The organism is Paracoccus endophyticus (assembly GCF_003286075.1).
In the GTDB taxonomy this organism is placed as follows: domain Bacteria; phylum Pseudomonadota; class Alphaproteobacteria; order Rhodobacterales; family Rhodobacteraceae; genus Paracoccus; species Paracoccus endophyticus.
The window spans coordinates 88,736-113,918 of the sequence record NZ_QLUV01000010.1 but is presented as its reverse complement, the minus strand read 5'-3'; the positions used below and the strand labels follow the sequence as shown (position 1 = coordinate 113,918).

General features: G+C 69.8%; 26 protein-coding genes. 10 read left to right on the top strand and 16 right to left on the bottom strand.

Going from position 1 to position 25,183, the window contains the following annotated elements:
- Nucleotides 1–4 precede the first annotated feature (4 nt).
- From ribD to DPQ23_RS11950, 3 genes are all read right to left on the bottom strand, one after another.
- The gene (ribD, locus tag DPQ23_RS11960; RefSeq protein ID WP_338067056.1) at nt 5–1,009 is read right to left on the bottom strand and encodes a bifunctional diaminohydroxyphosphoribosylaminopyrimidine deaminase/5-amino-6-(5-phosphoribosylamino)uracil reductase RibD; all 1,005 of its coding nucleotides are present in this window, start codon (nt 1,007–1,009) and stop codon (nt 5–7) included.
- Nucleotides 1,006–1,470, bottom strand: a complete 465-nt coding sequence (gene nrdR / locus DPQ23_RS11955; protein ID WP_112875017.1) for a transcriptional regulator NrdR — start codon at nt 1,468–1,470, stop codon at nt 1,006–1,008. Before nrdR ends, ribD begins: the two co-directional genes overlap by 4 nt.
- A gap of 129 nt (nt 1,471–1,599) precedes the next feature.
- Nucleotides 1,600–1,938, bottom strand: a complete 339-nt coding sequence (locus DPQ23_RS11950) for a hypothetical protein (RefSeq protein WP_112875016.1) — start codon at nt 1,936–1,938, stop codon at nt 1,600–1,602.
- A 354-nt stretch (nt 1,939–2,292) separates the two neighbouring features.
- Here DPQ23_RS11950 and DPQ23_RS11945 point away from each other — a divergent pair, with 354 nt between their 5' ends.
- The gene (locus tag DPQ23_RS11945) at nt 2,293–2,853 is read left to right on the top strand and encodes an NADPH-dependent FMN reductase (RefSeq protein WP_112875015.1); all 561 of its coding nucleotides are present in this window, start codon (nt 2,293–2,295) and stop codon (nt 2,851–2,853) included.
- Nucleotides 2,854–2,869: 16 nt separating this feature from the next.
- On the opposite strand, the gene DPQ23_RS11940 is transcribed toward DPQ23_RS11945, so the two are convergent.
- The 5 genes from DPQ23_RS11940 to DPQ23_RS11920 form a co-directional block, all read right to left on the bottom strand.
- Nucleotides 2,870–3,286: a BLUF domain-containing protein gene (locus tag DPQ23_RS11940; RefSeq protein ID WP_112875014.1), complete on the bottom strand. Its 417-nt coding sequence runs from the start codon at nt 3,284–3,286 to the stop codon at nt 2,870–2,872.
- 90 nt (nt 3,287–3,376) lie between these two features.
- Nucleotides 3,377–5,365 (bottom strand): RNA polymerase sigma factor RpoD, encoded by a 1,989-nt coding sequence (gene rpoD / locus DPQ23_RS11935; RefSeq protein ID WP_112875013.1) that lies wholly within the window; start codon nt 5,363–5,365, stop codon nt 3,377–3,379.
- 177 nt (nt 5,366–5,542) lie between these two features.
- Nucleotides 5,543–7,432 (bottom strand): DNA primase, encoded by a 1,890-nt coding sequence (dnaG, locus tag DPQ23_RS11930; RefSeq protein WP_112875012.1) that lies wholly within the window; start codon nt 7,430–7,432, stop codon nt 5,543–5,545.
- A gap of 191 nt (nt 7,433–7,623) precedes the next feature.
- Nucleotides 7,624–8,148, bottom strand: coding sequence for a DUF2202 domain-containing protein (locus tag DPQ23_RS11925; protein ID WP_112875011.1), 525 nt, complete (start codon nt 8,146–8,148; stop codon nt 7,624–7,626).
- 165 nt (nt 8,149–8,313) lie between these two features.
- A complete protein-coding gene (locus DPQ23_RS11920; protein ID WP_112875010.1) occupies nt 8,314–8,898 on the bottom strand; it encodes a TetR/AcrR family transcriptional regulator in 585 nt (194 codons plus the stop codon).
- A gap of 176 nt (nt 8,899–9,074) precedes the next feature.
- Here DPQ23_RS11920 and DPQ23_RS15750 point away from each other — a divergent pair, with 176 nt between their 5' ends.
- Together DPQ23_RS15750 and DPQ23_RS11910 are read left to right on the top strand one after the other, a co-directional pair.
- Complete coding sequence (locus DPQ23_RS15750; RefSeq protein ID WP_205961454.1) at nt 9,075–9,614, top strand: hypothetical protein; 540 nt, start codon at nt 9,075–9,077, stop codon at nt 9,612–9,614.
- A 10-nt stretch (nt 9,615–9,624) separates the two neighbouring features.
- A complete protein-coding gene (locus DPQ23_RS11910) occupies nt 9,625–10,788 on the top strand; it encodes an alpha-hydroxy acid oxidase (protein ID WP_112875009.1) in 1,164 nt (387 codons plus the stop codon).
- A gap of 3 nt (nt 10,789–10,791) precedes the next feature.
- Here the strand turns inward: DPQ23_RS11910 and DPQ23_RS11905 are convergent, their stop codons facing one another.
- Entirely contained in the window at nt 10,792–11,613 is an 822-nt protein-coding gene (locus DPQ23_RS11905; RefSeq protein WP_112875008.1) for an alpha/beta fold hydrolase, read from the bottom strand.
- A gap of 158 nt (nt 11,614–11,771) precedes the next feature.
- Here DPQ23_RS11905 and DPQ23_RS11900 point away from each other — a divergent pair, with 158 nt between their 5' ends.
- The 3 genes from DPQ23_RS11900 to gluQRS all read left to right on the top strand — a co-directional run bounded on the left by DPQ23_RS11900 (nt 11,772) and on the right by gluQRS (nt 14,783).
- Nucleotides 11,772–12,395 (top strand): 50S ribosomal protein L25/general stress protein Ctc, encoded by a 624-nt coding sequence (locus DPQ23_RS11900; RefSeq protein WP_112875007.1) that lies wholly within the window; start codon nt 11,772–11,774, stop codon nt 12,393–12,395.
- Nucleotides 12,396–12,549: 154 nt separating this feature from the next.
- Complete coding sequence (gene trmFO / locus DPQ23_RS11895; protein ID WP_112875006.1) at nt 12,550–13,899, top strand: methylenetetrahydrofolate--tRNA-(uracil(54)-C(5))-methyltransferase (FADH(2)-oxidizing) TrmFO; 1,350 nt, start codon at nt 12,550–12,552, stop codon at nt 13,897–13,899.
- A complete protein-coding gene (gene gluQRS / locus DPQ23_RS11890) occupies nt 13,869–14,783 on the top strand; it encodes a tRNA glutamyl-Q(34) synthetase GluQRS (RefSeq protein WP_112875005.1) in 915 nt (304 codons plus the stop codon). Before trmFO ends, gluQRS begins: the two co-directional genes overlap by 31 nt.
- On the opposite strand, the gene hisI is transcribed toward gluQRS, so the two are convergent.
- Nucleotides 14,729–15,085, bottom strand: a complete 357-nt coding sequence (hisI, locus tag DPQ23_RS11885; RefSeq protein WP_112875004.1) for a phosphoribosyl-AMP cyclohydrolase — start codon at nt 15,083–15,085, stop codon at nt 14,729–14,731. The two genes, gluQRS and hisI, sit on opposite strands and share 55 nt — an antisense overlap.
- 80 nt (nt 15,086–15,165) lie before the next feature.
- Between hisI and DPQ23_RS11880 the strand changes: the two genes are divergently transcribed.
- The gene (locus DPQ23_RS11880; RefSeq protein ID WP_112875003.1) at nt 15,166–15,594 is read left to right on the top strand and encodes an iron-sulfur cluster assembly scaffold protein; all 429 of its coding nucleotides are present in this window, start codon (nt 15,166–15,168) and stop codon (nt 15,592–15,594) included.
- Between the two features lie 297 nt (nt 15,595–15,891).
- Here the strand turns inward: DPQ23_RS11880 and recG are convergent, their stop codons facing one another.
- The 4 genes from recG to sciP form a co-directional block, all read right to left on the bottom strand.
- Nucleotides 15,892–18,006, bottom strand: a complete 2,115-nt coding sequence (gene recG, locus DPQ23_RS11875; protein ID WP_112875002.1) for an ATP-dependent DNA helicase RecG — start codon at nt 18,004–18,006, stop codon at nt 15,892–15,894.
- A complete protein-coding gene (gene ligA, locus DPQ23_RS11870) occupies nt 17,982–20,135 on the bottom strand; it encodes an NAD-dependent DNA ligase LigA (RefSeq protein WP_112875042.1) in 2,154 nt (717 codons plus the stop codon). The genes recG and ligA overlap by 25 nt, the downstream gene beginning before the upstream one ends.
- Before the next feature lie 187 nt (nt 20,136–20,322).
- Nucleotides 20,323–21,042 carry a response regulator transcription factor CtrA gene (ctrA, locus tag DPQ23_RS11865; RefSeq protein WP_112875001.1) on the bottom strand — a complete coding sequence of 240 codons (720 nt, stop codon included), beginning with the start codon at nt 21,040–21,042 and terminating at the stop codon, nt 20,323–20,325.
- 84 nt (nt 21,043–21,126) lie between these two features.
- Entirely contained in the window at nt 21,127–21,411 is a 285-nt protein-coding gene (gene sciP, locus DPQ23_RS11860) for a CtrA inhibitor SciP (RefSeq protein WP_112875000.1), read from the bottom strand.
- A 186-nt stretch (nt 21,412–21,597) separates the two neighbouring features.
- Between sciP and mnmA the strand changes: the two genes are divergently transcribed.
- Complete coding sequence (mnmA, locus tag DPQ23_RS11855; protein ID WP_240602673.1) at nt 21,598–22,743, top strand: tRNA 2-thiouridine(34) synthase MnmA; 1,146 nt, start codon at nt 21,598–21,600, stop codon at nt 22,741–22,743.
- Entirely contained in the window at nt 22,740–23,306 is a 567-nt protein-coding gene (locus tag DPQ23_RS11850; protein WP_112874999.1) for a glutathione peroxidase, read from the top strand. Before mnmA ends, DPQ23_RS11850 begins: the two co-directional genes overlap by 4 nt.
- 61 nt (nt 23,307–23,367) lie before the next feature.
- Here DPQ23_RS11850 and DPQ23_RS11845 read toward each other — a convergent pair whose 3' ends face one another.
- On the bottom strand, nt 23,368–23,781 hold the full coding sequence (locus DPQ23_RS11845; RefSeq protein ID WP_112874998.1) for a SufE family protein: 414 nt from the start codon (nt 23,779–23,781) through the stop codon (nt 23,368–23,370).
- Between the two features lie 141 nt (nt 23,782–23,922).
- Between DPQ23_RS11845 and DPQ23_RS11840 the strand changes: the two genes are divergently transcribed.
- Complete coding sequence (locus tag DPQ23_RS11840; RefSeq protein WP_240602657.1) at nt 23,923–24,459, top strand: hypothetical protein; 537 nt, start codon at nt 23,923–23,925, stop codon at nt 24,457–24,459.
- 39 nt (nt 24,460–24,498) lie between these two features.
- On the opposite strand, the gene DPQ23_RS11835 is transcribed toward DPQ23_RS11840, so the two are convergent.
- Complete coding sequence (locus tag DPQ23_RS11835; protein ID WP_112874997.1) at nt 24,499–25,089, bottom strand: GNAT family N-acetyltransferase; 591 nt, start codon at nt 25,087–25,089, stop codon at nt 24,499–24,501.
- Nucleotides 25,090–25,183: the final 94 nt, after the last annotated feature.

The window sequence follows — 25,183 nt, the reverse complement described above, 5'->3', positions numbered from 1 at the left end:
ACCGTCAGCGCCGCACCCAGCGGTGGAACAGGTCGCCGCCCATGGTCCACGTCTCGGCCAGCACAAAGCGGGGCGCGTGGGCCAGCGCCGCCAAGTGCAGCGGCCCGACCGCCGCCCGGCCGTCACCGCCCAGGGCGAGCCCTGCGGTGTAACCCACCAGCTCATCCACCAGACCGGCGGCCAGCAGCCCTGCGGCCAGCAGACCCCCGCCTTCGCAGAAGACGCGGGTCAATCCCCGCCGTCCCAGTTCGGCCAGCGCCTCGGGCAGCGGACCGGGCAGGACCCACAGCGGGCCGTGGTGGGCGTCCTCGGCCTGCAGGGGCGGAACGGCGCCACTGGCGATCACGACGCGCACCGGCTGGCGCACGGACCCAAAGCCCCGCACGTTCAGGGCCGGCCGGTCGGCGCGCGCGGTCCCCGCCCCCACCATGACCGCGTCATGGGTCAGCCGCAGCAGATGGACATGTCGCCGCGCCTCGGATCCCGTGATCCAGCGGCTTTCGCCATCCCTCGTGGCGATGCGCCCGTCGAAGCTGGTCGCAAGCTTGAGCGTCACCATCGGCCGCCCTTGCGTCACGCGCGTCAGGAATCCCCGTTGCAGGGCGGCCGCCCCGTCGCCGCGCAGCCCCTCGGCCACGACGACGCCTGCTTGGCGCAGCATCGCATGGCCCTGGCCGGCGACACGCGGATCGGGATCGGTCAGGGCGCTGACGACGCGCGCGATGCCCGCGTCGATCAGCCCTTGCGCGCAAGGCGGCGTGCGGCCGTGGTGGGCGCAGGGCTCGAGCGTGACATAGGTGGTTGCGCCCCGGGCTGCCGCGCCCGCCTGGTCCAGCGCGACGCGTTCGGCGTGCGGTCGCCCGCCCGGCTGCGTCCAGCCGCGCCCCACGACGCGGCCGCCCCGGACGATCACGCATCCGACTGCCGGATTGGGCCACACGTTGCCCAAGCCCCGCCGCGCAAGCGCCAGCGCGTGGTCCATGTGGCGCAGGTCAGCCTCGGCGGTCACTCGGGCGCGCCGGCCGGCCGCAGTTCCGAGACAAAGCCGTCGAAGTCGTCCGCCGTCTGAAAGTTCTTGTAGACGCTGGCAAAGCGGACATAGGCCACTGTGTCGATACGGGCCAGGGTTTCCATCACGATCTCGCCGATGACCTTGGAGGGGATGTCGGTTTCGCCCATGCTTTCCAGGCGCCGCACGATGCCCGAGATCATCTGGTCGATGCGCTCGGCCTCGATCGGGCGTTTCTGCATGGCGATGCGGATGGAGCGCGCCAGCTTCTCGCGCTCGAAATCCTCGCGCCGGCCCGACGACTTGATGACCACCAGATCGCGCAGCTGCACCCGTTCATAGGTGGTGAAGCGCCCGCCGCACGCCGGGCAGAAGCGGCGCCGGCGGATGGCCACGTTATCCTCGGCCGGGCGGGAGTCCTTGACCTGGGTATCGACGTTCCCGCAGAACGGACAGCGCATGGGTGGTTCCCGTCCCCGATTGATCTACAGCCAGTATACAGGGAGGCACGGGGTTGGGTAGCGGGCGCGTGCGCCCACAACATGATCGTTCGCGGCGCCTGGTCGTCCGGCGCCCGCCTGTGGCTCGGTTCAGGACTCCAGCCAGCCGTGCCAGTCGAAATCGCGCACCCGGTCCTGTTCGGCACGGGCGGCGGCCTCGCCCTCGAAACGGTCGACGATCGCCTGCGCGGGCAGCATCACAAAGCGTTCGGCGTTCTCGGGCGGGATGACGGCTGTCGTGGCGTCCGGCAGGCCGGTGGTCGCAAACCACGCGCTGAGCGTGGCCATCGCCTCGCCCACGGCACTGGCCTGGACGCCCGCGCCGACATGATGGGCGAGGTCTTCGTAGGTCAGGTGCAGCTTGCCGCCAGCGACGCGGCTGCGGACCAGCGCGACCAGGATGCGTTTTTGAAGATCGGTCAGTTCCATGAAGGCCTCCGGTTAGGACACTCCAATGCCGGGCGGGCGCGGGGGTTCCCTTGGCGCGGCGCTGTCGGGTCACGGGCGCTGGCAGGGCGGGACGGCGTGGACGACGATCAGAGGTGCGGCAGGCCCTTGTCGTGACAGGTGGCCCAGCGGCCGGCGCGGTCCCGCGGTGGCCCGGACCGTGCTGAACGCCCGCAGGCGGCCAGCCGCCATGCGCCTGCGGACCTTGCCGCAGCGCCGTTCATCTGCGCTTATCCCGCGACGGATCTACCCTGATTTCCATTCGCAGTTCCGGACGGGTGGGCTGTCGCCACAGCCCCAGCCGTTCGGCGGACCCTCATGAAAGGACTGATTGCCATGACCCCCACCGTCGCCGTTCTTGTCGGCTCGCTTCGCGCGGGCTCGATCAACCGGACCCTCGCCCATGCGCTGGGCAAGCTTGCCGAAGGGACGCTGGCCTTCGACTTTGTCGAGATCGGCGATCTGCCGCATTACAATGACGACCTGTGGCAGGACGGCAAGGGGCCCGCGCCGGTCGAGCGGTTCAAGGCGCAGCTTGCGCGGGCTGATGCGGTGCTGCTGGTGACGCCGGAATACAACCGCGCGGTGCCCGGCGTGCTGTGCAACGCCTTCGACTGGGGCAGCCGCCCCTATGGCCGGTCCAGCTGGGACAACAAGCCTGCCGCCTGCTGCGGCGCCTCGCCGGGTGCGATCGGGACGGCGGCCGCGCAGGTCCATCTCAAGGCGCAGATGGTCACGCTGGGCATGGTGCCGATGGGCAAGCCGGAATTCTATCTGGCGTTCAAGGCCGACCAGTTCGCCGCCGACGGCCGTGTGACCGACGACAGCACGCGGGGTTTCCTGCAGGGCTTCGTCAACGCCTTCGCCGCCCATGTCGAGCGCCTGCGCCCGCACTGACCGGACGGCGCCGCGCTCAGCCCCGGGCCGCGGCGCTGCGTTCCAGAAGGAACGACAGGACACAGGCGGCATAGCCACGCCTGTCGTAGGGGGCAACCCCGTGATCGGCGAGCCACGCCAGGATTGAATGGTCGGCACGTGTCGAATATCCCATGTCCCAGCCGCGAAACGCGCGGCTGGTCTGACCGCCCCCGGACAGGGGCATCAGGTTGGAATGGCGCGGATCGCGCCACAGCCGTGTCACGATCCGGTCCAGAGGTCCGGGCGGTCCCTCGATCCACTGGAAGAAAAATCCGTCCTCGTGGTGCAGAAAGCCGGTGAGTCCCAAATCGGCGTTGGTGCGCGCGGCTCTGGCCCTCAGGTCCCGCGCGCTGTCGCTGTCGGGGGCCAGCGCCGTTTCGCTGCGATATAGGAAGAACGACAGCTTCGTCATCGGCACGGGTCCCGCTTTCCTGTCCAGGATAGCGGGAAAACGCGCAGGTTCAACTCGCCCGGCCGGGGGCGAGCGCGGGTATCCGCCCGCCTACTGATCCAGGAACGACCGCAGCTTGCGCGACCGGGACGGATGCTTGAGCTTGCGCAGCGCCTTGGCCTCGATCTGGCGGATGCGTTCGCGGGTGACGCTGAACTGCTGGCCCACCTCCTCAAGCGTGTGGTCGGTGTTCATGCCGATGCCGAAGCGCATCCGAAGGACGCGTTCCTCGCGCGGCGTCAGGCTGGCCAGAACCCGGGTGGTCGTCTCCTTCAGGTTCTCCTGGATGGCGCTGTCCAGCGGCAGGACGGCGTTCTTGTCCTCGATGAAATCGCCAAGCTGGCTGTCCTCCTCGTCCCCGATGGGGGTTTCAAGGCTGATCGGCTCCTTGGCGATCTTCATCACCTTGCGAACCTTTTCCAGCGGCATCTGGAGTTTCTCGGCCAGTTCCTCGGGGGTCGGTTCGCGGCCGATCTCGTGCAGCATCTGGCGGCCGGTGCGGACCAGCTTGTTGATCGTCTCGATCATGTGGACCGGGATGCGGATGGTGCGGGCCTGATCCGCGATGGACCGGGTGATCGCCTGCCTGATCCACCATGTCGCATAGGTCGAGAACTTGTAGCCGCGGCGGTATTCGAACTTGTCCACCGCCTTCATCAACCCGATGTTGCCCTCCTGGATCAGGTCAAGGAACTGCAACCCACGGTTCGTGTATTTCTTGGCAATGCTGATGACCAGGCGCAGGTTGGCCTCGACCATTTCCTTCTTGGCCTGGCGCGCCTCTTTCTCGCCGCGCTGGACCTGGTTCACGATGCGGCGGAATTCCTCGATGTCCACGCCGACGTGCTGGCCGACCACGGCCATGTCGGACCGCAGCCCTTCGACCTGCGCGCGCGATCGGTCGAACAGGGCCTGCCAGCCGCGGCCCTTGTTGCCTGCCATGCGGTCCACCCAGGTCGGGTCCAGTTCACTGCCGCGATAGGCCTCGATGAACTCGCGCCGGTTGATGCGGGCGGCGTCGGCCAGCTTGACCAATCCTGAATCGATGGTGACGATCCGGCGGTTGATGCCATAGATCTGGTCGACCAGGGCCTCGATGCGGTTGTTGTGCAGGTGCAGCTCGTTGACCAGCGCCACGATCTCGGACCGCAGCGTCTGATAGGCAGCCTCGTCGGTCGCCGAAAAGCTCGCATCCTCGTTCAGCGTGGCCGACATGCGGTTGTCCTGCATGTGGGCCAGGCCCTCATAGTTGCGGGCAATCGCCTCGAGCGTTTCAAGGACGCGCGGCTTGAGGCTCGCCTCCATCGCCGCCAGCGACAGGTTCTGGCCGTCGTCGTCCTCGTCCTCGTCGGTTTCGCGGCGCAGGGGGTTGCCGTCGGCATCGACCTCGTCGCCCGTCCAGGCGGTCGTCTCGACCGGCTCGGCAGGCACGGACCCCAGCGGAAGATCGACCGGCAGGTCCTCGTCCTCGTCCTCGCCCATGGTGCGGCCAAAGGTCGTTTCCAGGTCGATGACGTCGCGCAGCAGGATGTCTTCGTTCAAAAGCTCCTGCCGCCACATGGTGATGGCCTTGAAGGTCAGCGGGCTTTCGCAAAGGCCCGCGATCATCGTGTTGCGGCCGGCCTCGATGCGCTTGGCGATGGCGATCTCGCCCTCGCGGCTCAGCAGCTCGACGCTGCCCATCTCGCGCAGGTACATGCGCACCGGGTCGTCGGTGCGGTCCAGCTTTTCCGTTTCGGTGGTCGAGACGGCGATCTCGCGGCTGGTCGAGGCCGGGACGACCTCGTTGCCGGTCTCGGCGCCGTCCTCGGATTCGTCGTCCTCGATGACGTTGATGCCCATCTCGGACAGCATCGACATCACGTCCTCGATCTGCTCGGACGACACCTGCTCGGGCGGCAGGACGGTGTTCAGCTGGTCATAGGTGATATAGCCGCGCTCGCGCGCATCCGCGATCATCCGCTTGACCGCCGCCTGGCTCATGTCGAGCGAGGGGTCCTCATCCTTGGCGTCCGGCTTGTCGTCGTCGTCCTTGGCCATCGGGCATCCTTCCAAAGATGATTCGCATCGCGGGGTGATTCGGTGCGAATCGGCGCCGGTCTGCAGGCTGTTCTAGTGCAGGCTACGCCCACGGTCAAAGCGCGCCCAAATGATTCGGGGCAGTCGTCCCGCCCCTGATTCGTTCCATGCCACGCGGGGGCCGTGCGCCTGCTGCCGTCAGGGCTTGCGGCGCAGCATCAGCGCCTCGGCCTGCGCGCGGGCGGCGGCAAACTGGTCGGCCAGGGATCGCTGGTCGCCCACGACGCCGCTGTCCCCTCCCAGGTCGGGGTGATCGGCCTGCTGGCGCGCGCGCGCCGATTGCGTCACCCGCCAGGTCAGCCCCTCGTCCGCCAGACCCTCGATTTCGGTCTCGGCGCGCGCGATCTCGTCGCGTGCGGCGCGATGCGCTTCGATGCGGTCAAAGGCGTTCAGCAGCATCGGCTCTGCCATGTCCTCGCCTGCGCCAAGCCGCGTGACGGCCGGCGCAGCGCGGACATGGGGATCGGCCATGATCGCGTCAAGGGCGGCCCGGCCCGCCGGGCTGGACGAGCCCGCCAGCAGGTCATGGACCAGCGCCGCGCGTCCGGGGTCCGCGGGGTCAAGCCGCTCGAGGCGCGATTCGACGCGCCCGATCAGCGCCGGATGGGCCGCGCAGATGGCCAGGATCATCGCCTCGATCAGCGATTCGCCCAGGTCCCCGGCCACCAGGTTCGACGCGCGCGTCTGCGGGCGCGCGGGCTGCGGCGCATCGCGGCGGGTGAAACGCCCGCGCTCGGTCCGCACGGGGGCGAACTGCGCCCAGCGCTTGGACCTGATCTCGCGCGTGTAATGCTCGCGCGTGGCAGGGTCGGGGATGCGGGCCACCGCCTCGGCCAGCGCCCGGTCCAGCGCGGCCTTTCGCTCGGGGCTGTCGAAATCCCGGCCCTCCGTCTCGCGCCGCCACAGCAGGTCGACCAGGGGCTGCGCCTGGTCCAGAACGGCCCGGATCGCCGCCGGCCCGCCGGCGCGGATCAGGTCGTCGGGGTCCTGCCCGCCCGGCAGCAGCGCAAAGCGCAGCGCCTGCCCCGGCCCGGTCAGCGGCAGCGCCATGTCGATCAGCCGCATCGCCGCGCGCAATCCGGCCGCGTCGCCGTCCAGTGCGATGATCGGTTCGGGCGAGACGCGCCACATCAGGCGCAACTGATCCTCGGTGATGGCGGTGCCCAGCGGCGCCACCGCGCCCTCGATGCCCGCGCGGACCAGCGCGATCACGTCCATGTAGCCCTCGGCCACCACCAGCCGCCCGCCCTTGGCCACCGCCGCGCGGGCGGGCCCCAGGTTGTAGAGGGTGCGTCCCTTGTCGAACAGCGCGGTTTCCGGGCCGTTGAGGTATTTGGCCCGCGCGCCCGGGTCCATGGCCCGCCCCCCGAACGAGATGCAGCGCCCGCGCGCGTCCCGGATCGGAAAGACGATGCGGCCGCGAAAGCGGTCATAGACCGCCCCGCCATCGTCGGGGCGCGCGGCAAGGCCCGCATCCACGATCAGCGCCTCGGGGACGCCGGCGTCGCGCAGATGGCGGGTCAGGGCCTGGCGCTGGTCGGGCGCGAAGCCGATCTCGAACCGATCCAGCGCCGCGGCATCCAGCCCGCGCCCGGACAGATAGTCGCGCGCCGCCGCCCCGCTGCCTGTCTGCAGCTGCAGCCGGAACCAGCGCAGCGCCCGGTCCATCACCTCGACCAGCTGGGTGCGGCGGTCTGTCTGGCCCTGCTCGCGCGGCGAGCGTTCGGGCATCGGAACGCCCGCCTCGGACGCCATCAGGGCGACCGCGTCGATGAATCCCATGCCCTCGGCCTCGCGCAGAAAGCCCAGCGCGTCACCCTTGGCGTGGCAGCCGAAGCAGTAATAAAATCCTTTCTGGTCATCGACATGAAAGGACGCGGTCTTTTCGGCGTGGAACGGACAGGGCGCCCACCAGTCGCCCTTGGCCTGGTTCGACTTGCGCAGATCCCAGGTCACGCGTCGGCCCACGATCCGGCTGATGGGAACGCGGGCGCGCAGGTCGTCCAGGAATCCGGGTGGCAGACTCATGCCCCGACTATCGCGGCGCGGCGCACCGGCGGCAAGGGCCGCAGCCGCCACGACCGGCCGCGCGGCGCCCGGGGCCGCGCGTCACGCAGGCCGTGGTCGCGCCCGGGACGGTCGGGCTCGAAGCGGCCCGGCCATGCGCGCCCTGGGCGTGGGCAGGGGCGGCCCCGGTGGTGCCGCCCGTTCCCGCAGGATCACCCGAGCAGGGCGTCGAACGCGTCCAGGTGGTTCAGCGATCCGTCCAGCAGGTTGCCGTAGACCCGGGCCAGTTGCGTGCCCGCCACATCGTCCATGGCCTCGCGCAGCTCGGTGGCGTCGGTCTGTTCGATGTAGCGCCCCACCTCCAGCGCGTCGATGGCCGACTGGCTGCCTTGCGCCAGCAGGTCGTCATACATCTGCTGAACCTCGTCGTTGACATAGCTGCCGGCGGGCTTGAAGACGATCTCGTCCACGTCCAGCCCCAGCTTTTCCGCCTGCTTCAGCATCGCGTTGAAGTGACGGTCCTCGGACTTGGCGATGTTTCCGAAGACGGACAGGCCAGTCTGCTGCTGGAAGATCTCGTAGAGATCGCCCGCCATCTTTTCCTCTTCCAGGATGTAGAGGACCGTCGCCCGGTCGTCTGCGTCGATGGTCTGGGTGGATGCGTTGTCGCGGGCGACCTTGCCTTCGCCGCCCATCCCATGTCCGAAACCGTGGCCTTTTCCGAAGTTGCGTCCCATGTCTGCTCTCCCAAGGTCTGATCACTCGGTGGCGACGGCCGCATGCCGCCCTCAACCCGACCATATTCACTTTTGTGAATATGATAAGTGACACCTAGGTGCCGCTCTGCTTCGTGCAACCCCCGGGCCGCAACGCCGCGCTGCGACAAGATGGCACGGCCTGCGTCAGGCCCCGACAGCCCCGCGCACAAGCCCCCAGTAATGGTCAGCGACCGCCGTCCGGTCCAGCCGCCCCCCTTCGCGGAACCAGTTGGTTACGCCGGTCAGCATGGCGATCAGGGCCATGGCGGTCAGGCGGGGGTCCTGGATGCGCATCGTGCCCTCGCGCGCGCCGTCCTGCAGGATGGCGGTCAGCGCGTCCTCGTACCGGCGTCGCAGCGCGGCGACGGTGGCGTGATTGTCGGGCGTCAGGTTGCGCAGTTCCATGTAGCTGAGGAACACCTCGTCGGGGTGATCCAGCGAATAGGTCAGGTGAAAGCGCGCAAAGCGTTCAAGCCGGTCCAGCGGCGGATCGTCGGGACGATCGTCCCAGGCGGCCAGCAACAGCTCCATGTGTTCGATCAGCAGGTCCGCCAGCAGCGCCTGCTTGTCGGGCGTATAGGCATAAAGCGCGCCCGCCTGGACGCCGACCGCCGCCGCGATCTGGCGCATCGACACCGCCGCATAGCCGTGCCGCGCAAACAGGCGCCGCGCCGCCTTGCGGACAAGCGGGCCGGTGATCTCGGCGCGGGAACCTGCGGTGCGGGCCATGGCGGCAGGTCTAGGGCAGCCTGCCCGTCGGGGAAAGGGGCGCGACCGCGGCGGGGCGCACCACCCGAACGGGCAGGGCGACAGCGGGATCGGGCGCCCTATGGGGCCTGCGCCGATGCGGCGCGGGTCTGCGGCCGGTGCTTGCCGACCCTGCCGCAGGAACCTATCGTCCCCCCATGCGTCCGGCCCCCGCCCCCCGAACCCTGTCTTTCCTGGCGTTGCTGGCGCTGGGCCTGGCAGCGTGCGGGCCCAGGGACGACACCTATCCTCGGCTGTTGCCGCTGTCCGAACTGAACCGCCCGCCGGCGATTCCCGCCCATGCGGCCGACGCGGCGGCCGACCCGCAGGCGGTCGGCGCGGCCTTGCAGGCGCGCCGGGAGGAGGCCGCGGCGCGGGCGGACGACGCACGCGGGGCCGTCACGGACGCAGACGCGCTGGCTGGCCGGGCCGGTGCCCTGCGAAGGCGGGCTGACGCGCTGGCCGCAACCGAACTGCCGCGCGACCCCGCGCCTGCCGCCGCCCGCGAGTCCGCGCCGGCACCCGATCCCGCGACCGCGGCGCGTGCGCAGGCCCTGCGCGACCGCGCCCGTGCCCTGTCGGACAATCCCGTGGCGGGCGACCTTGCGCCGCTGCCGCCCTGCCCGCCCGGCACCGTCGATGCGGCGGCCAGCCGGTGCAATCCCCTGTCCGGTTCCCCGGATCCCCGCGCGCCCTAGAGAGGACATCATGCCCGTCATCACCTGCATCGACGATCTCAAGCGGATGCATCGCGCGCGCACGCCGCGGATGTTTTACGACTATGCCGAATCCGGCAGCTATACCGAGCAGACCTTCCGCGACAACACGACCGACTTTCAGCAGATCCGCCTGCGCCAGAAGGTTGCGGTGGACATGTCCGGCCGGACCCTGGCCAGCGAGATGATCGGCTTGCCCGTGTCGATGCCGGTGGGGCTGGCGCCCGTCGGGCTGACCGGGATGCAAAGCGCCGACGGCGAGATCAAGGCCGCCCGCGCCGCCGAAAAGGCGGGGGTGCCGTTCTGCCTGTCCACCATGTCGATCTGCTCGCTGGAGGACGTGGCGGCGCATACGACCCAACCCTTCATGTTCCAGCTTTACGTCATGAAGGATCAGGAGTTCCTCGAGGGGATCATCGCCCGCGCCAAGGCGGTCAACTGTTCGGCCCTGGTGCTGACGCTGGACCTGCAGATCCTGGGCCAGCGCCACAAGGACCTGAAGAACGGGCTGTCCGCGCCCCCCAAGCTGACGGCGTCGTCCATCGCCGACCTCGCCACCCGCTGGCGTTGGGGAATCGAGATGCTGCAGACAAAGCGGCGCTTTTTCGGCAACATCGTGGGTCATGCCAAGGGCGTGACGGACACCGCCAACCTGGCAAGCTGGACGGCCGAGCAGTTCGACCCGCAACTCGACTGGACCAAGATCGCGCGCATCCGCGACCTGTGGGGCGGCAAGCTGATCCTCAAGGGCATCCTGGATGCCGACGACGCGCGGATCGCGGCCGACTTCGGCGCGGACGCCATCGTCGTCAGCAACCACGGCGGCCGCCAGCTGGACGGCGCGCTGTCGTCGATCCGCATGCTGCCCGAGATCGTGGCCGCCGTGGGCGACCGGGTCGAGATCCACCTCGACAGCGGCATCCGGTCGGGCCAGGACGTGCTGAAGGCCATCGCGCTGGGGGCGCATGCGACCTGGATCGGCCGCGCCTATATTCACGGCCTGGGCGCCATGGGCGAGGCGGGCGTGACCGCGGCGATCGAGGTGATCCGCAAGGAACTGGACGTCTCGATGGCGCTGTGCGGCGAACGCGACATCGGCAATGTCGGTCGGCACAACGTGCTGGTGCCGACCGAGTGGGCGACCGCCTACGCCTGAGCGTCAGGCCCGCAACAGCTCCAGCAGATCGCGGTTCAGATCCGCGGCGTGCGTCGCCGGAATGCCGTGCGGCGCGCCGTCGTAGTCCTTGAAGGTCGCGTGCGGCAGCAGGCTGGCCAGCCGCGCGCTCGTGGCCTTGATCGGCACGTTCTGGTCGCCGCTGCCATGCACGATCAGGGTCGGGCAACGGATCGAGCCGACATCGCCGGTGAAATCGGTGCGCCCGAAGGCATCGACGCAGGCGATGGTGGCAATAGGGCTTGCCATCATCGCCATGCCCCAGGTCCAGTCCAGCACCGCCTGGCTGACGGGCCGTTTCACCCAGCCCATGCCATAGAACGAAGGAAAGAACTCGCGGAAGAACGCCGGGCGGTCGGCCCGGATGGCGGCCTTCATCTGGTCCAGCACGGCGCCCGGCGCGCCCTCGGGGTTGGCCTCGGACTGCACCACGCCGGGCACGACCGACGAGATGAACGCCACCCGCGACACGCCCCGTCCCGCATGGCGCGACATATAGCGGGCGACCTCGCCCCCGCCCATCGAGAACCCGACCAGCGCCGCGTCCGTCAGGCCCCGGTCGTTGATGACGGCGGCCAGGTCGTCGGCCAGCGTGTCATAGTCATAGCCGGCGTCGGGCTGGTCCGACCGGCCAAAGCCGCGCCGGTCATAGCTGACGACGCGATAGCCCGCATCCACCAGCGCCTGGGCCTGCTCCTCCCAGGCATCGGCGTTCAGCGGCCAGCCGTGGATCAGCACCACGGGCCGGCCCTGCCCCCAGTCCTTGACATACAGCTCCACATCGTCGCTGGTCCTCACGCGGGTCATCGCCACCTCCTGTCGGCTTCACTGCCCGGGCAACGCCGCAGGCGGCCGCGGGGGTCCCTGCCCGCCCCCTTCACAAATGCGCGGCTTTCGGCTATGGGCCACGCTTCCGGCCATGCACCCTTGGAGGATGGCCGGTCGAAACCTGAAAGGAACACAACATGGCCAAAGAGATCCCAGATCTGGTGGCCGAGGCACGCACGGGGACAGGCAAGGGGGCCGCCCGTCAAGCTCGCCGCAATGGCAAGGTGCCCGGCATCGTTTACGGCGACGGCAAAGAGCCGACGCCGATCCAGCTCGACTTCAACCCGCTGCTGACCCGCCTGCGCGCGGGCCGCTTCATGTCGACGCTGTTCAACCTGAAGGTGGCCGGCCAGGACGACGTCCGCGTCATCTGCCGCGGCGTCCAGCGCGACGTCGTCAAGGACCTGCCGACGCATATCGACTTCATGCGCCTGCACCGCAACACGCGGGTCAACCTGTTCATCCACGTCGAGTTCATCAACCACGAGGAGGCCCCCGGCCTCAAGCGCGGCGGCACGCTGGTCGTCGTGCGCCCCGAGGTCGAACTGGTGGTGACGGCGTCGGACATTCCCGACCACATCACCGTGGACCTGTCGGGCAAGAAGATCGGCGACGTGATCCACATCGAGGACGTCGTGCTGCCGGCCGGCGTCAAGCCGACGATTGACCGCAACTTCGTCATCGCCAACATCGCGGCGCCCTCGGGGCTGCGGTCGTCCGACAACGAGGATGAGGCCGAGGCGGAAACCGCCGAGGCGTGAGCGATCCCTGTCCGCACCGGGTGCGGACCCTGATGCAGGGCGGTGCCGCAGGGCGCCGCCCTTTTTCCTGCGCAGCATCGCGGCCTGCGCGCGTTCGGGGATCGGGCGCATCCCCGCACTTTCACGCCCCGCGCGGGGCTGATAGATCACCCGGATGATCGAACCTGTCCACATCATCGGCGCGGGCCTTGCCGGGTCCGAAGCCGCATGGCAACTCGCCCGCGGCGGCGTGCCCGTGATCCTGCATGAAATGCGCCCAGGCGTCGGCACCTTCGCCCACCGCACCGGCGACTGTGCCGAGATGGTCTGTTCCAACAGCTTCCGGTCCGACGACGACCAGATGAACGCCGTGGGCCAGCTGCACTGGGAGATGCGCGCCGCGGGCGGGTTGATCATGGCGATGGCCGACCGCCACAAGCTGCCTGCGGGCGGCGCGCTCGCGGTGGATCGCGACGCCTTTTCCGCCGACGTCACCGCCGCCCTGCGGGCCGAGCCGCTGGTCACGTTCGCCCCCGGCGAGATCGCGGACCTGCCCGCCGAGGGGCGCTGGATCGTGGCCACGGGGCCGCTGACCTCGGATGCGCTGGCGCAATCGATCCGCGCGGCCACCGGGGCCGAGGCGCTGGCCTTCTTTGACGCCATCGCCCCCATCGTCCACGCCGAGACGATCGACATGGGCGTGGCATGGCGGCAGTCGCGCTATGACAAGGGCGACACCGAGGAGGAGCGCACCGCCTATATCAACTGCCCGATGACGCGCGACGAGTACGAGGCCTTCATCGATGCGCTGCTGGCCGCCGACAAGGCCGAGTTCCGGGAGGGCGAGACCGCGGGCTATTTCGACGGCTGCCTGCCCATCGAGGTCATGGCCGAGCGCGGCCGCGAGACGCTGCGCCACGGGCCGATGAAGCCGGTGGGCCTGACCAATGCCCACAAACCCACCGAAAAACCTTATGCGGTGGTTCAGCTTCGACGAGATAACGCACTGGGAACACTTTATAATATCGTTGGTTTTCAGACCAAGATGAAATACGGCGCGCAGACGCAGGTGTTCAGGATGATCCCCGGATTGCAGGACGCGGGCTTTGCCCGGCTGGGGGGCATCCACCGCAACACCTTCCTCAACGCGCCGACGCTGCTGGACGACCGGATGCGGCTGCGGACCCGCCCGCACCTGCGCTTTGCCGGGCAGGTCACCGGGGTCGAGGGATACGTCGAGAGCGCCGCGATGGGGCTGCTGGCGGGCCGCATGGCGGCGGCCGAAGCGCGGGGACAGGACCTGCCACCGCCGCCCGGCACGACGGCGATGGGGGCATTGGTCCATCACATCACCGGCGGGGCCGACGCCCGGACCTTTCAGCCGATGAACGTCAACTTCGGCCTGTTCCCCCCGATCACGGCCAAGGGTGGCCGGCGCGGCCGCGCGGCGCGCTATCCCGCCTATACGGAGCGTGCCAAACAGGACTTTGCGGCATGGCTGGCCACGGCCCCCGCGCAGGCGTGATCCGCACGCGCTTTGCGCCGTCCCCCACCGGGCCGCTGCACCTGGGTCACGCCTTTGCCGCACTGACGGCCGCGCGGCTGGCCGATCCCGGTCAGTTCCTGCTGCGCATCGAGGACATCGACCGCAGCCGCTGCCGCCCCCAGTGGGAAAGCGCCATAGTCGACGACCTGCGTTGGCTGGGTCTGGACTGGCCGCAGCCGGTCATGCGGCAATCCGAGCGCCTGCCTGCGTATCGTGCCGCACTGGACCGGCTGGCGGCACTGGGCTTGGTCTATCCGTGCCGCTGCCGGCGCGCCGACATTGCAGCCGCGCTGTCAGCCCCGCAAGAGGGCGCCACAGGCCCTGACGGGCCGGTCTATCCCGGCACCTGTCGCGGCCGGTCGATGGCCGAGGCGGGGCCGGACGATGCCATCCGCCTGAACGTCGCGGATGCCTTTGCCCATCTGGGAACCGACCGGATCGCATTCTGCGACCGCGCCCATGCGCCCGCCACGCAGCACGGCCTTATGGCGGACGACTTCATCGCCGGCATCGGTGACGTGGTTCTGGCGCGGCGCGGCATGGGCACCAGCTATCACCTGTCGGTTGTCGTGGACGATGCGGCGCAGGGGATCACGCTGGTGACGCGCGGAGAGGATCTTTTCGAATCAACCCATATCCATGTTCTTCTTCAGGCTCTTCTGAACCTTCCGCAGCCGGAGTATCACCATCACCGCCTGATCCGCGACGCAGGCGGCAAGCGGCTTGCCAAGCGCGACGATGCCCGCGCCCTGTCTTTGTACCGCGCCCAGGGCGCGACACCGGCCGACATCGCGGCGATGGTCGGGCTTCAGCCTTCGGGCGACAAAAGCTCGACCTCGGCCCCGGATCGGACGGCGGTGTAAAAGCACGAACGCCGGTTCGTGTGGCACGCCGGGCCGGTCTGCTCGACGCGCAGCAACAGGCAGTCGCGGTCGCAATCCACCCGCATCTCGACCAGCCTCTGCGTGTGGCCCGACGTCTCTCCCTTGGTCCAGAAGGCCTGACGCGAGCGGGACCAATAGGTTACGAACGGACCCTCAAGTGTTTTCCTGACCGCCTCCAGGTTCATCCAGGCCAGCATCAGCACCTCGCCCGTCGCATGATCCTGGGCGATGGCGGGGATCAGGCCATGGCCGTCAAGACGCAGGCTGGCAGGGTCGAACATCGGGTTTTCCTTTCGCGCTGTCGTGCCTATCTAACGGCGCAACGGGGCGCGTGAAAGCCGCGGGACAGCCGGGGACCGCCATGGCCGACGACGATCTGATGGCACTGTATTCGCGCCGCCTGCTGGCGCTGGCCGCCGACATCCCGCATCTGGGGCGCCTTGCCAAGCCGACGGGCACGGCGACGCGCCGCTCGCCGCAATGCGGGTCGACGATCACCGCGCATGTCGTTCTTGCCGATGGGCGGGTGGCCGAGTTCGCGCAAGAGGTGCGGGCCTGCGCCCTGGGGCAGGCCTCAGCCGCCGTGCTGGGCACAGGGGTGATCGGGCGCACCCCGGCCGAACTGGCGGCGGCCCGCGACCGCCTGCGCGCAATGCTGACCCAGGCCGGCCCGGCACCGGACGGGCCGTTTGCCGGGGCGGATGCATTGATGGCCGCACGGGATTTTCCGAACCGCCATGCCTCGATCCTGCTGGCGTGGGAGGCCGCGGCCGAGGCCGCCGGCGCATGAAAAAGGCCGACCCGGGGGACGGGTCGGCCAGGTGCGCGTGACCAATGCCGAGGGACGGCGTCGCGATCAGGCGGGATCGCGGGGGCAACGCGGGGCAGGACGGAAATCAGGCGGCTGTCAGGGCCGGCAGCCACAGCGCCGCGACGGTCGCGGCAGAGATGGCCGCGACGCCCAGGGCATCGGCGATCACATCGGACAGGGTTGTCAAAGGGCTCATCGGGTGGCCTCCACTACAATGTTGCCACTTTGTTCTCATTTTGGCGCGAGTCTGTAAAGAACTTTTTAAGAACTTTCCTGCTACCCTGCCGACATCAGGCGCAGCGCGCGATCCTGTTCCATCAGCCACAGCAGCGTTCGCACGGCGCGCCCGCGGTCGGACGCAAGCTGCGGGTCCGTCTCCAGCAGCGCGCGCGCATCCTGACGGGCCATCGCCATCAGATCGGCCTGCCGTTCCAGGTCCGCCACGCGGAACCGCGGCAGACCCGACTGTGCCGTACCGATCACGTCCCCCGCCCCGCGCATCGCCAGATCCTCCTCGGCGATGCGGAAGCCGTCGTCGCTGTCGCGCAGGATCTGCAACCGCCGACGCCCGGCCTCGGACAGCGGCTCGTGATACAGCAGCAGGCAGCTGGACGAGGCCGTCCCCCGCCCCACGCGGCCGCGCAGCTGATGCAGTTGCGCAAGGCCAAAGCTTTCCGCCCGCTCGATCACCATGATCGTCGCCTCGGGGACGTTCACGCCCACCTCGATCACCGTGGTCGCTACCAGCAGCTGGGCCCGCCCGGCGGCGAAATCGGCCATGGCCGCATCGCGCGCCTCGGGCGGCATCTGGCCGTGAACCAGCCGTACCCGGTCCCCGAACCGGGCCCGCAGCGCCTGGAACCGCGCCTCGGCGGCGGTCAGATCGACCGCCTCGCTTTCCTCGACCAGCGGGCAGACCCAATAGGCCCGTGCGTTGCGCGTCAGGGCCGCGTCCAGCCGCGCCACGACGTCGTCCATGCGCCCGTCCGGCAGCGCGGTCGTCACGATCGGCTGCCGGCCGGGGGGCTTTTCATCAAGAACCGACAGGTCCATGTCGCCGAACTGCGCCAGCGCGAGGCTGCGGGGGATCGGTGTCGCGGTCATCACCAGCATGTCGGGCCGGTCGCCCTTGGCCCCCAACTCCAGCCGTTGCGCCACGCCGAAGCGGTGCTGCTCGTCGATCACGGCAAGCCGCAGGTCATCGAACACGACGCCGGGCTGGAACACGGCATGGGTGCCGACCAGGATGTGGATCAGCCCGGCCGCCAGATCCGCCAGAACCTGATCGCGCCCCTCGCCCCGGTCGCGCCCGGTCAGCAGCGCCACCCGCACCCCCGCCGCATCCGCCAGCGGCGCCAGGGCGGCCAGGTGCTGGCGGGCCAGGATCTCGGTCGGTGCCATCAGCACGCCCTGCCCGCCCGCCTCGACCGCGATCAGCAGGGACAGCAGCGCCACCAGCGTCTTGCCCGACCCGACATCCCCCTGCAGCAGCCGGTTCATGCGATGGGGCGACGCCATGTCGGCCGCGATTTCCTCGACCGCGCGGCGCTGCGCCGCCGTGGGGGGCCAGGGCAGCGCCGCCAGCACCTGCGCCCGCAGCCGCCCGTCCCCGACCGAGGCGCGGCCCGCCGCGCGCCGCCGGTCGCGGCGGACCAGAGCCAGCGTCATCTGATGGGCGAACAGCTCGTCATAGGCCAGGCGCGTGCGGGCCGGCGCCCGCAGCGACAGGTCCTGTGGCCCCGTGGGGGCGTGCGCGGCGGCCAGCGCGGTCGTCCAGTCGGGCCAGCCCTCGCGTGATTTCAGCGCCGGGTCGATCCAGTCCGGCAACGCCGGGGCGCGGTCGATGGCCGCCGCCGCGGCCCGTGCGACCGTGCGCTGCGTCAGCGTGCCGGCCAGCGGATAGACGGGTTCAAACGCGGGCGGGGGGGGATCGCCGGGGCGCAGGATATGGTCTGGATGCACCATCTGCGCCAGGCCGTCGAACAGCTCGACCTTGCCCGAGACGACACAAGGCTGGCCCAGCGGCAGCTGCGATTCGATCCAGTGCTGGCGGGCATGGAAAAACACCAGCGTCAGATCGCCCGTCCCATCCGTGCAGACCACGCGCCAGGGCCGGCCGCGCTGTGCGGGGGCGATGTGGCGCTGAACGGTCACGGTTACCGTTGCCGTCTCGGGCGGGCGCAGATCGGCCAGCCGCGCGACGGCGCGTCGCGAGATGCCGGCCGACGGCAGATGGAACAGGACGTCGCGGGGACGGGATATTCCCAGCCCGGCGAACGATTCGGCAGCCTTTGCCCCCACGCCGGGCAGCGTGTCGGCTGCCGCAAACAACGGAAACAGAACCGGCGGCCGGCCACGCGGCGGACTCAGGCCTTCGCGATCGCCAGCCATTCGTCCTCGTCGATGACGCGCACGCCCAGTTCGGCCGCCTTTCGGCCCTTGGACCCTGCGCCCGGTCCCGCCACCACCAGATCGGTCCTGGCCGAAACCGATCCCGCAACCTTGGCGCCCAGCGCCTCGGCCCGCGCCTTGGCCTCGGCGCGCGTCATGCGCTCCATCGTGCCGGTGAAAACGACGGTCAGGCCAGCAATGGCGCTGTCGGCCTGAACCGCGCCCGAATCAGGCTGGATGTCGAGATGGGCCACCAGGCGGTCGATCATCGCCCGTTCCGCCGGCTGGTGAAAGGCCGTCACCAGCGCGCGCACCAGCACGGGCCCGACGCCGTCGATGCTGGACAACTCGGCCCAGCAGGGACTGTCGGCCAGGGCGGCCCGGCGCGTCCGGTCGTCGGCGGCCTGCGCGGCAGGCTCGGCCGCGGCGCCGTCGACCGCTGCCACAAAGGCGGCCCAGTTGCCGAAATGGCGCGCCAGGACGGCCGCAGCAACCTCGCCCACATGGCGGATGCCCAGCGAAAAGATCAGCCGCGCCAATGGGATCGTGCGCCGCCCCTCGATTGCGGCGAGCAGGTTCGCCACCGATCGTTCGCCCCACCCCTCGGACGCGCGCAACTCGTCCGCATGGTCGCGGGCAAGCGTGAAGATGTCGGCCGGCTCGCGCAGCCAGCCCGCGTCCCAGAACGCCTCGACCTGCCGGGTGCCCAGCCCCTCGATGTCAAAGGCGTTGCGCGAGACGAAGTGGCGCAGCCTCTCGATCGCCTGCGCGGGGCACGCAAGGCCGCCCGTGCAGCGGCGCACCGAATCGCCCTCCTCGCGGATCGCGTCGCTGCCACAGTCCGGGCAGCGCGCCGGAAAGACATAGGGCACCGCATCGGCCGGCCGGCGGGCCAGGTCCACGTCGGCGATCTTGGGGATGACGTCGCCCGCGCGATACACCTGGACCCAGTCCCCTTCCCGGATGTCGCGGCCGTCCCGGATCGGCGTGCCGCGAGAGTCGCGCCCGGCGATGTAATCCTCGTTGTGCAGGGTGGCGTTCGACACCACGACACCGCCCACGGTCACGGGCGCAAGCCGGGCCACCGGCGACAGCGCGCCGGTGCGCCCGACCTGGATCTCGATCCGCTCAAGGCGCGTCCAGGCCAGTTCGGCCGGGAACTTGTGGGCCAGCGCCCAGCGGGGCGTGGTGGATCGAAAGCCCAGCCGCGCCTGCAGCGCCAGATCGTCCAGCTTGTAGACGACGCCGTCGATGTCATAGCCCAGCGTCGCGCGGCGCTGTTCGATGTCGGTCCAGGCCGCCAGCATCGCGTCCAGATCGTCCACCCGCCGGGTCAGCGGGTTCACAGGGAACCCCAGGCCGGCCAGTCGGTGCACGGCATCGAACTGCGTGTCGGCCAGCGGCGCCGACAGCTCGCCCCAGCCATAGGCGAAAAAGCGCAGCGGTCGGCGGCGCGTCACCTCGGGGTCGAGCTGGCGCAGCGATCCGGCCGCGGCGTTGCGCGGATTGGCAAAGACCCGGTCGACCCCGCTGGCGTTCAACCGCGCGAAGTCGTCGTGCGCCATGTAGACCTCGCCCCGCACTTCGACCACGGCGGGGGCGCCGGTCAGCTGCTGGGGGATCTCGGCGATGGTGCGGGCGTTGGCCGTGACGTTTTCGCCCGTCGTGCCGTCGCCGCGGGTGGCCGCCTGCACCAGACGGCCGTCCTCGTAGCGCAGCGACAGCGAAAGCCCGTCGATCTTGGGTTCGGCGGTGAACGGCAGGGCGGCGCCGGGGGCCAGGTTCAGAAAGCTGCGGATGCGCGCCACGAAGTCCGCCACATCCTGCGCGGCGAACGCGTTTTCCAGCGACAGCATCGGGCGGGCGTGGCGCACCTTGCCGAAGCCCTCGGCCGGCATCGCGCCGACCCGGCCCGTCGGGCTTTCCGGGGCGGCGAGGTCGGGGAACGCCTGTTCAAGCGCGCGCAGACGACGCTTGAACGTGTCATACTGCGCGTCGCTCAGCGTCGGCGCATCGCGGGTGTGATAATCGACGTCCGCTGCCGCCACCACCCGCATCAGGTCGGCGATTTCGGCGGCGGCCGTGGCCGGGTCCTGCGGCAGCGGGGCGGCGGGATCAGGCAGCGGCATTCGATCGGGATCGGACAGGGCGCGGTTGTCCGCCGCCCGGTCCGGCCGGTCCTGGTCGTCTGCTGTCCTGTGCATCGTTCTGCCCACCGTCGTGCCGGCCGGTTTGAAAGCACGGGCCAGGGCCCTGCCGGTCGGTCCGTGATAACGAGGGCCGCCGGCCGTTGTCCAGACGCCGCCCTGCCGCCGCTCAGGCCCCGACGGCCAGACGTTCAGGGTGCAAAGCCGCCGCGTCGGGCGCCTCTCGCAGGACATAGCCCCGACCCCACACGGTTTCGATGTGGCTTTCGCCGCCCATCGCCTCGGCCAGTTTCTTGCGCAGCTTGCAGATGAACACGTCGATGATCTTCAGCTCGGGCTCGTCCATGCCGCCGTAAAGATGGTTCAGGAACATCTCCTTGGTCAGCGTCGTGCCCTTGCGCAGGCTCAGCAGCTCGAGGATCTGGTATTCCTTGCCCGTCAGATTGACCGGCCGGCCATCCACCTCGACCGATCGGGCGTCGATGTTGACCTGCATCCGGCCGGTGCGGATGACAGCCTGGCTGTGCCCCTTTGACCGCCGGATGATGGCCTGGATGCGGGCAACCAACTCCTCTCGGTGAAAGGGCTTGGTCATGTAGTCGTCAGCGCCGAAGCCGAAGCCGCGCAGCTTGATCTCGGTGTCGTCCGCCCCCGTCAGGATCAGGATCGGGGTGTCGATGCGCGACATGCGGATCTGGCGCAGCACCTCCATCCCGTTCATGTCGGGCAGGTCGAGGTCCAGAAGGATCAGGTCATAGTCGTACAGCTTGGCCAGATCGACGCCTTCCTCGCCCATGTCGGTGAGGTAGACGTTGAAGTTCGCGTGGGTCAGCATCAGTTCGATGCTGCGTGCGGTGGTCGGATCATCCTCGACCAGCAGGATCCGCATGGGCCGTTCCTCCGAAAATCGTTCTGTCGCCGACCATTGCAGACAATTGGTTAATTTCCGGTGAATTCGTCAACAGATTTCGCGTCAAAGTTGTGGATGCCCGCGGAACTGCTGCAGGGCCGTCACCTTCAGCCCCGCCAGGCCGTGCCGATGCACGGCAGCCGCCCAGCCGTCCAGCTCCTCGTCGGTCAACCCGTACCGGCGAAGCGCATCCTCTCGCGCCAGCAGCCCGTGCTCGACCGCGCGCACCACGACGGCCTTGCGCCGGGCGATCCAGCGCGCATCCGCCGCAGGCAGGTCGGCCATCGTCAGGATCGTGCCGTCGGGCAGCGTCACCGTGCGTGGACCTGCTGATTTCCTGACGAACATTCCCTGCTCCCTTGCCCGCGTCCCGTTCAGACCACTTTCCACAAACACCTTAAGTCCCGGTCAACGTTGCCGCCACGGCGGGTTGCGTTCCACCACGTTTTTCCTATATTTTTCCGCAATCGCCGCGCTGACCCCCGCGCCGCTTGTGCCGCCAGGCTGGAATTGCCCGTGACCGTTCAGACTCCCCTGCCGGCTTTTGCCGCCAATTCGCTGGGCTTTGCCAAGCCCTGTGCCCAGACCCGCGTCGTCGTGGCCATGTCCGGCGGCGTGGACAGTTCGGTCGTGGCCGCGATGCTGAAGGCCGAGGGCTATGACGTGATCGGCGTCACGCTGCAGCTTTACGACCATGGCGCGGCGCTGAAAAAGATAGGCGCGTGCTGCGCCGGGCAGGACATTCACGATGCGCGGCGGGTGGCCGAGCGCATCGGCATTCCGCATTACGTCCTGGACTATGAAAACCGCTTCCGCGAATCGGTCATCGACGAGTTTGCCGACGCCTATCTGGCGGGCGCGACGCCCGTGCCCTGCATCCGCTGCAACGAACGGGTCAAGTTCCGCGACCTGCTGCAGACCGCGCGCGACCTGGACGCGGACTGCATGGCCACGGGGCATTATATCCGCCGCCTCGATGGGCCGCACGGGGCCGAGCTGCACGCCGCCGCGGACCCCGGCCGCGACCAAAGCTATTTCCTGTTCTCGACCACCCGCGAACAGCTTGACTTCCTGCGGTTTCCCTTGGGCGGACTGGCCAGCAAGGCCGATACGCGCGCGCTGGCGGCCGCCCACGGCCTGGCCGTGGCCGACAAGCCCGACAGCCAGGACATCTGCTTTGTCCCGGACGGCGACTATGCCGCGGTGATCGAGAAGCTGCGGCCCGGTGCCGCCGATCCGGGCGAGATCGTCGACATGGACAGCACGGTGCTGGGCACCCATCGCGGCGTGATCCATTATACCATCGGACAGCGCCGGGGCCTTGGCATCGGCGGGCTGGACACACCCCTGTACGTGGTTCGCCTGGACCCGGCCGCACGCCGCGTGGTCGTGGGCCCCCGCGAGGCCTTGGCGACGCGGGTGATCCCCGTGGCCGAGGTCAACTGGCTGGGCGACGGTGCGCTGACCGACGTGGCCGAACGCAGCGTCGCGGTGCGGGTGCGCTCTACCCGCCCGCCGGTGCCCGCCCTGCTGCGGCCGACCGGCGCCACGACCGCGCATGTCGAGCTGCTGACCCCCGAGGAAGGGGTCAGCCCCGGACAGGCCTGCGTGTTTTACGAACCCGGCGCGACCCGCGTCCTGGGTGGCGGCTGGATCACGGCGAAAGAGGTGCGGCGATGAACGACATGGGCAACATCCCGTTGCGGATGAACGACGGGTCCGACCTGACCCTGAACGATCTGCGGGGCGAGGTGGTCCTGATGGTCAACGTGGCCTCGAAATGCGGGCTGACGCCGCAGTATGCGGGGCTGGAGCGGCTGTGGCGCGACCGGCAGGCCGCGGGGCTGCGGGTGCTCGCCGTGCCCTCGAACGACTTTCTGGGCCAGGAACCCGGCACCGACGCCGAGATCGCCGCGTTCTGCGCCACAACCTATGACGTGACGTTTCCCCTTGCCGCCAAGGCCACCGTGTCAGGGCCGGACAAGCATCCGGTCTATGCGGCGCTGGTCGCCACCCGCCCCGAGGCCGAGGGCGACGGGCCGATGCGGCAGCGGCTGGCGGGCCATGGCATCCAGACCAATACCGCGCCCGAGGTGCTGTGGAATTTCGAGAAGTTCCTGATCGGCCGCGATGGCCGCGTGGTCGGCCGTTTCGCACCCGACGTCACGGCCGAGGACCCGCGCCTGCTGGCCGCGATCGACAAGGCACTGGCCGAGACCGCGCCGGCGCCGGTCTCGGCATAAATCCGCGGCCCGGACCGGCGCCCACATGCGGCACCGGCCCGGCAGAGCGGCGCCGTGCCGCTCAGCTTGCCGCCGCCGCCGCGGATTCGCGGATGCGGCCGACCATCGCGCGCACGCCGTTCGACCGCTGCGCCGACAGATGCGCGTCCAGCCCCAGCCGGGCCAGTTCGGCCGGGGCGTCCACGGCTGGCACCTGGGCGACGGGCAGACCGGAATACAGCGCGTGCAGCACGGCGATCAGGCCGCGCACGATCAGCGCGTCGCTGTCGCCCTGAAAATCGAAGGTGCCATCCTCGATTCGCGGCATGATCCACACCTGGCTGGCGCAGCCCTCGACCTTGGTGGCGGGGACGTGCAGCGCAGGGTCCATCGGGGGCATGGCGCGGCCCAGTTCGATCACGTGGCGGTACCGGTCCTCCCAGTCGTCCAGAAAGGCGAAGGTCTCGGCAATCTCCTCGAAGGCGGGGGTGGCCATCTCGGGTCCTTTCGTTCTTGCGGCGGCGGCTCGCAGTTGCCGGGGATATCCCTTGGCGGCGGCAAGGTCAAAGCGCCCCCTTCCGGGTGCGGCGCGGATCGCCTAACAGGGACGGCGACGCTTATTGGAAAGGCCGCCCGCATGACCCGAACCGCGCCGACCAGACGCCGGTCGCCCCTCACGCCGGCCCTGCTGATCGCCTGTGCGGCGCTGACGCTGGCGGGCTGCGGCAGGGGTGACAGCAGTTGGAACCCGCGGACATGGCTGGGCATGGGGGCCGGCCCGCGGGGGCCGCAGACGCTTGAGCCCGCCAAGGGCTATGGACGCGCGGACCCGCGCGCGCCGGTGGCGCAGATCCTCTCGGCCCGATGGGAGCCGCTGGTCGAAGGCCGGCTGCTGGTCGTGACGGCCCTGCCCGCCACCCAGGGCTGGTGGGATGCCGCGCTGGTCACTGAAACCCCGCAGCCCGAGGGGCAGTTGCGCCCCGACGCGGACGGAGTGCTGCGGCTGCGGCTGGTCGCCTCGCCGCCGCTGGCAGAGTCGGCCCTGGCCGCGACGCCCGCGCGGCCGGGTCCCGACACGCTGACGGCGGCCGTGGCGGTCAGCCACGCCGAGCTTGCGGCGATCACCGGCGTCGTCGTGGCCGGGGCGGGGAACGCGGTTACGCTGCGGAACTGACCCCAGGCGGCGCGGCCGGGGCGGGCCCCCGCGCCCCCCTCAGCCCATCAGGCGCAGATAGGTCCAGGTCGGCACCCGCGCATTGCGCGCCACCGACCAGCTTTCCGCATCGCCCAGATAGGAAAACCCCGCGTTCGTCAGCACCTTGGCAGAGCTCGGGTTGTCCTGGAACGCCTCGGCGAACAGGGTGCGGGCGCCATGGGGGTTGGCGGCGACCAGGGCCTGGACCGCCTCGGTCGCAAAGCCCGTGTTCCAGAACCCGGCGCCGATCCAGAAGCCAAGCTCGGATTGCGCGTCCTCCAGCCGGGTCAGCGACACCACGCCGACCAGTTCGCCCAGCCCGGATTCGGTGCCGTCGATGGCCCACACGTCCTCGACCCGGTCGGGCGCGGACGCCCGCGCGACATAGGCGGCGGCGGCGCCCGGGGGCAGCGGGTGGGGTATGGCGCGCGTGCCCTGCGCCAGGCGGCGGTCGGCGGTGTAATGCTGGATCAGCCCCTCGTCGGACCGGCGCAGCGGCCGCAGCAGAAAGCGGCCGGCGGGAATCTCGGGCTGGGGCGCGTTGGCCGCGTCAGCGGGAACGCCTGTCGCGCGCAATGCGCGCGCCTCGGCGGATGTCGTCAGGGCCATCGGTCTCCTCCTCCGGGATCGCGGCTGGACGGCGACGGCTGGCGCCGCCGGAATGTGATCAGGGGGACCGGCCGAACCGATCCCCCTGCGCCTT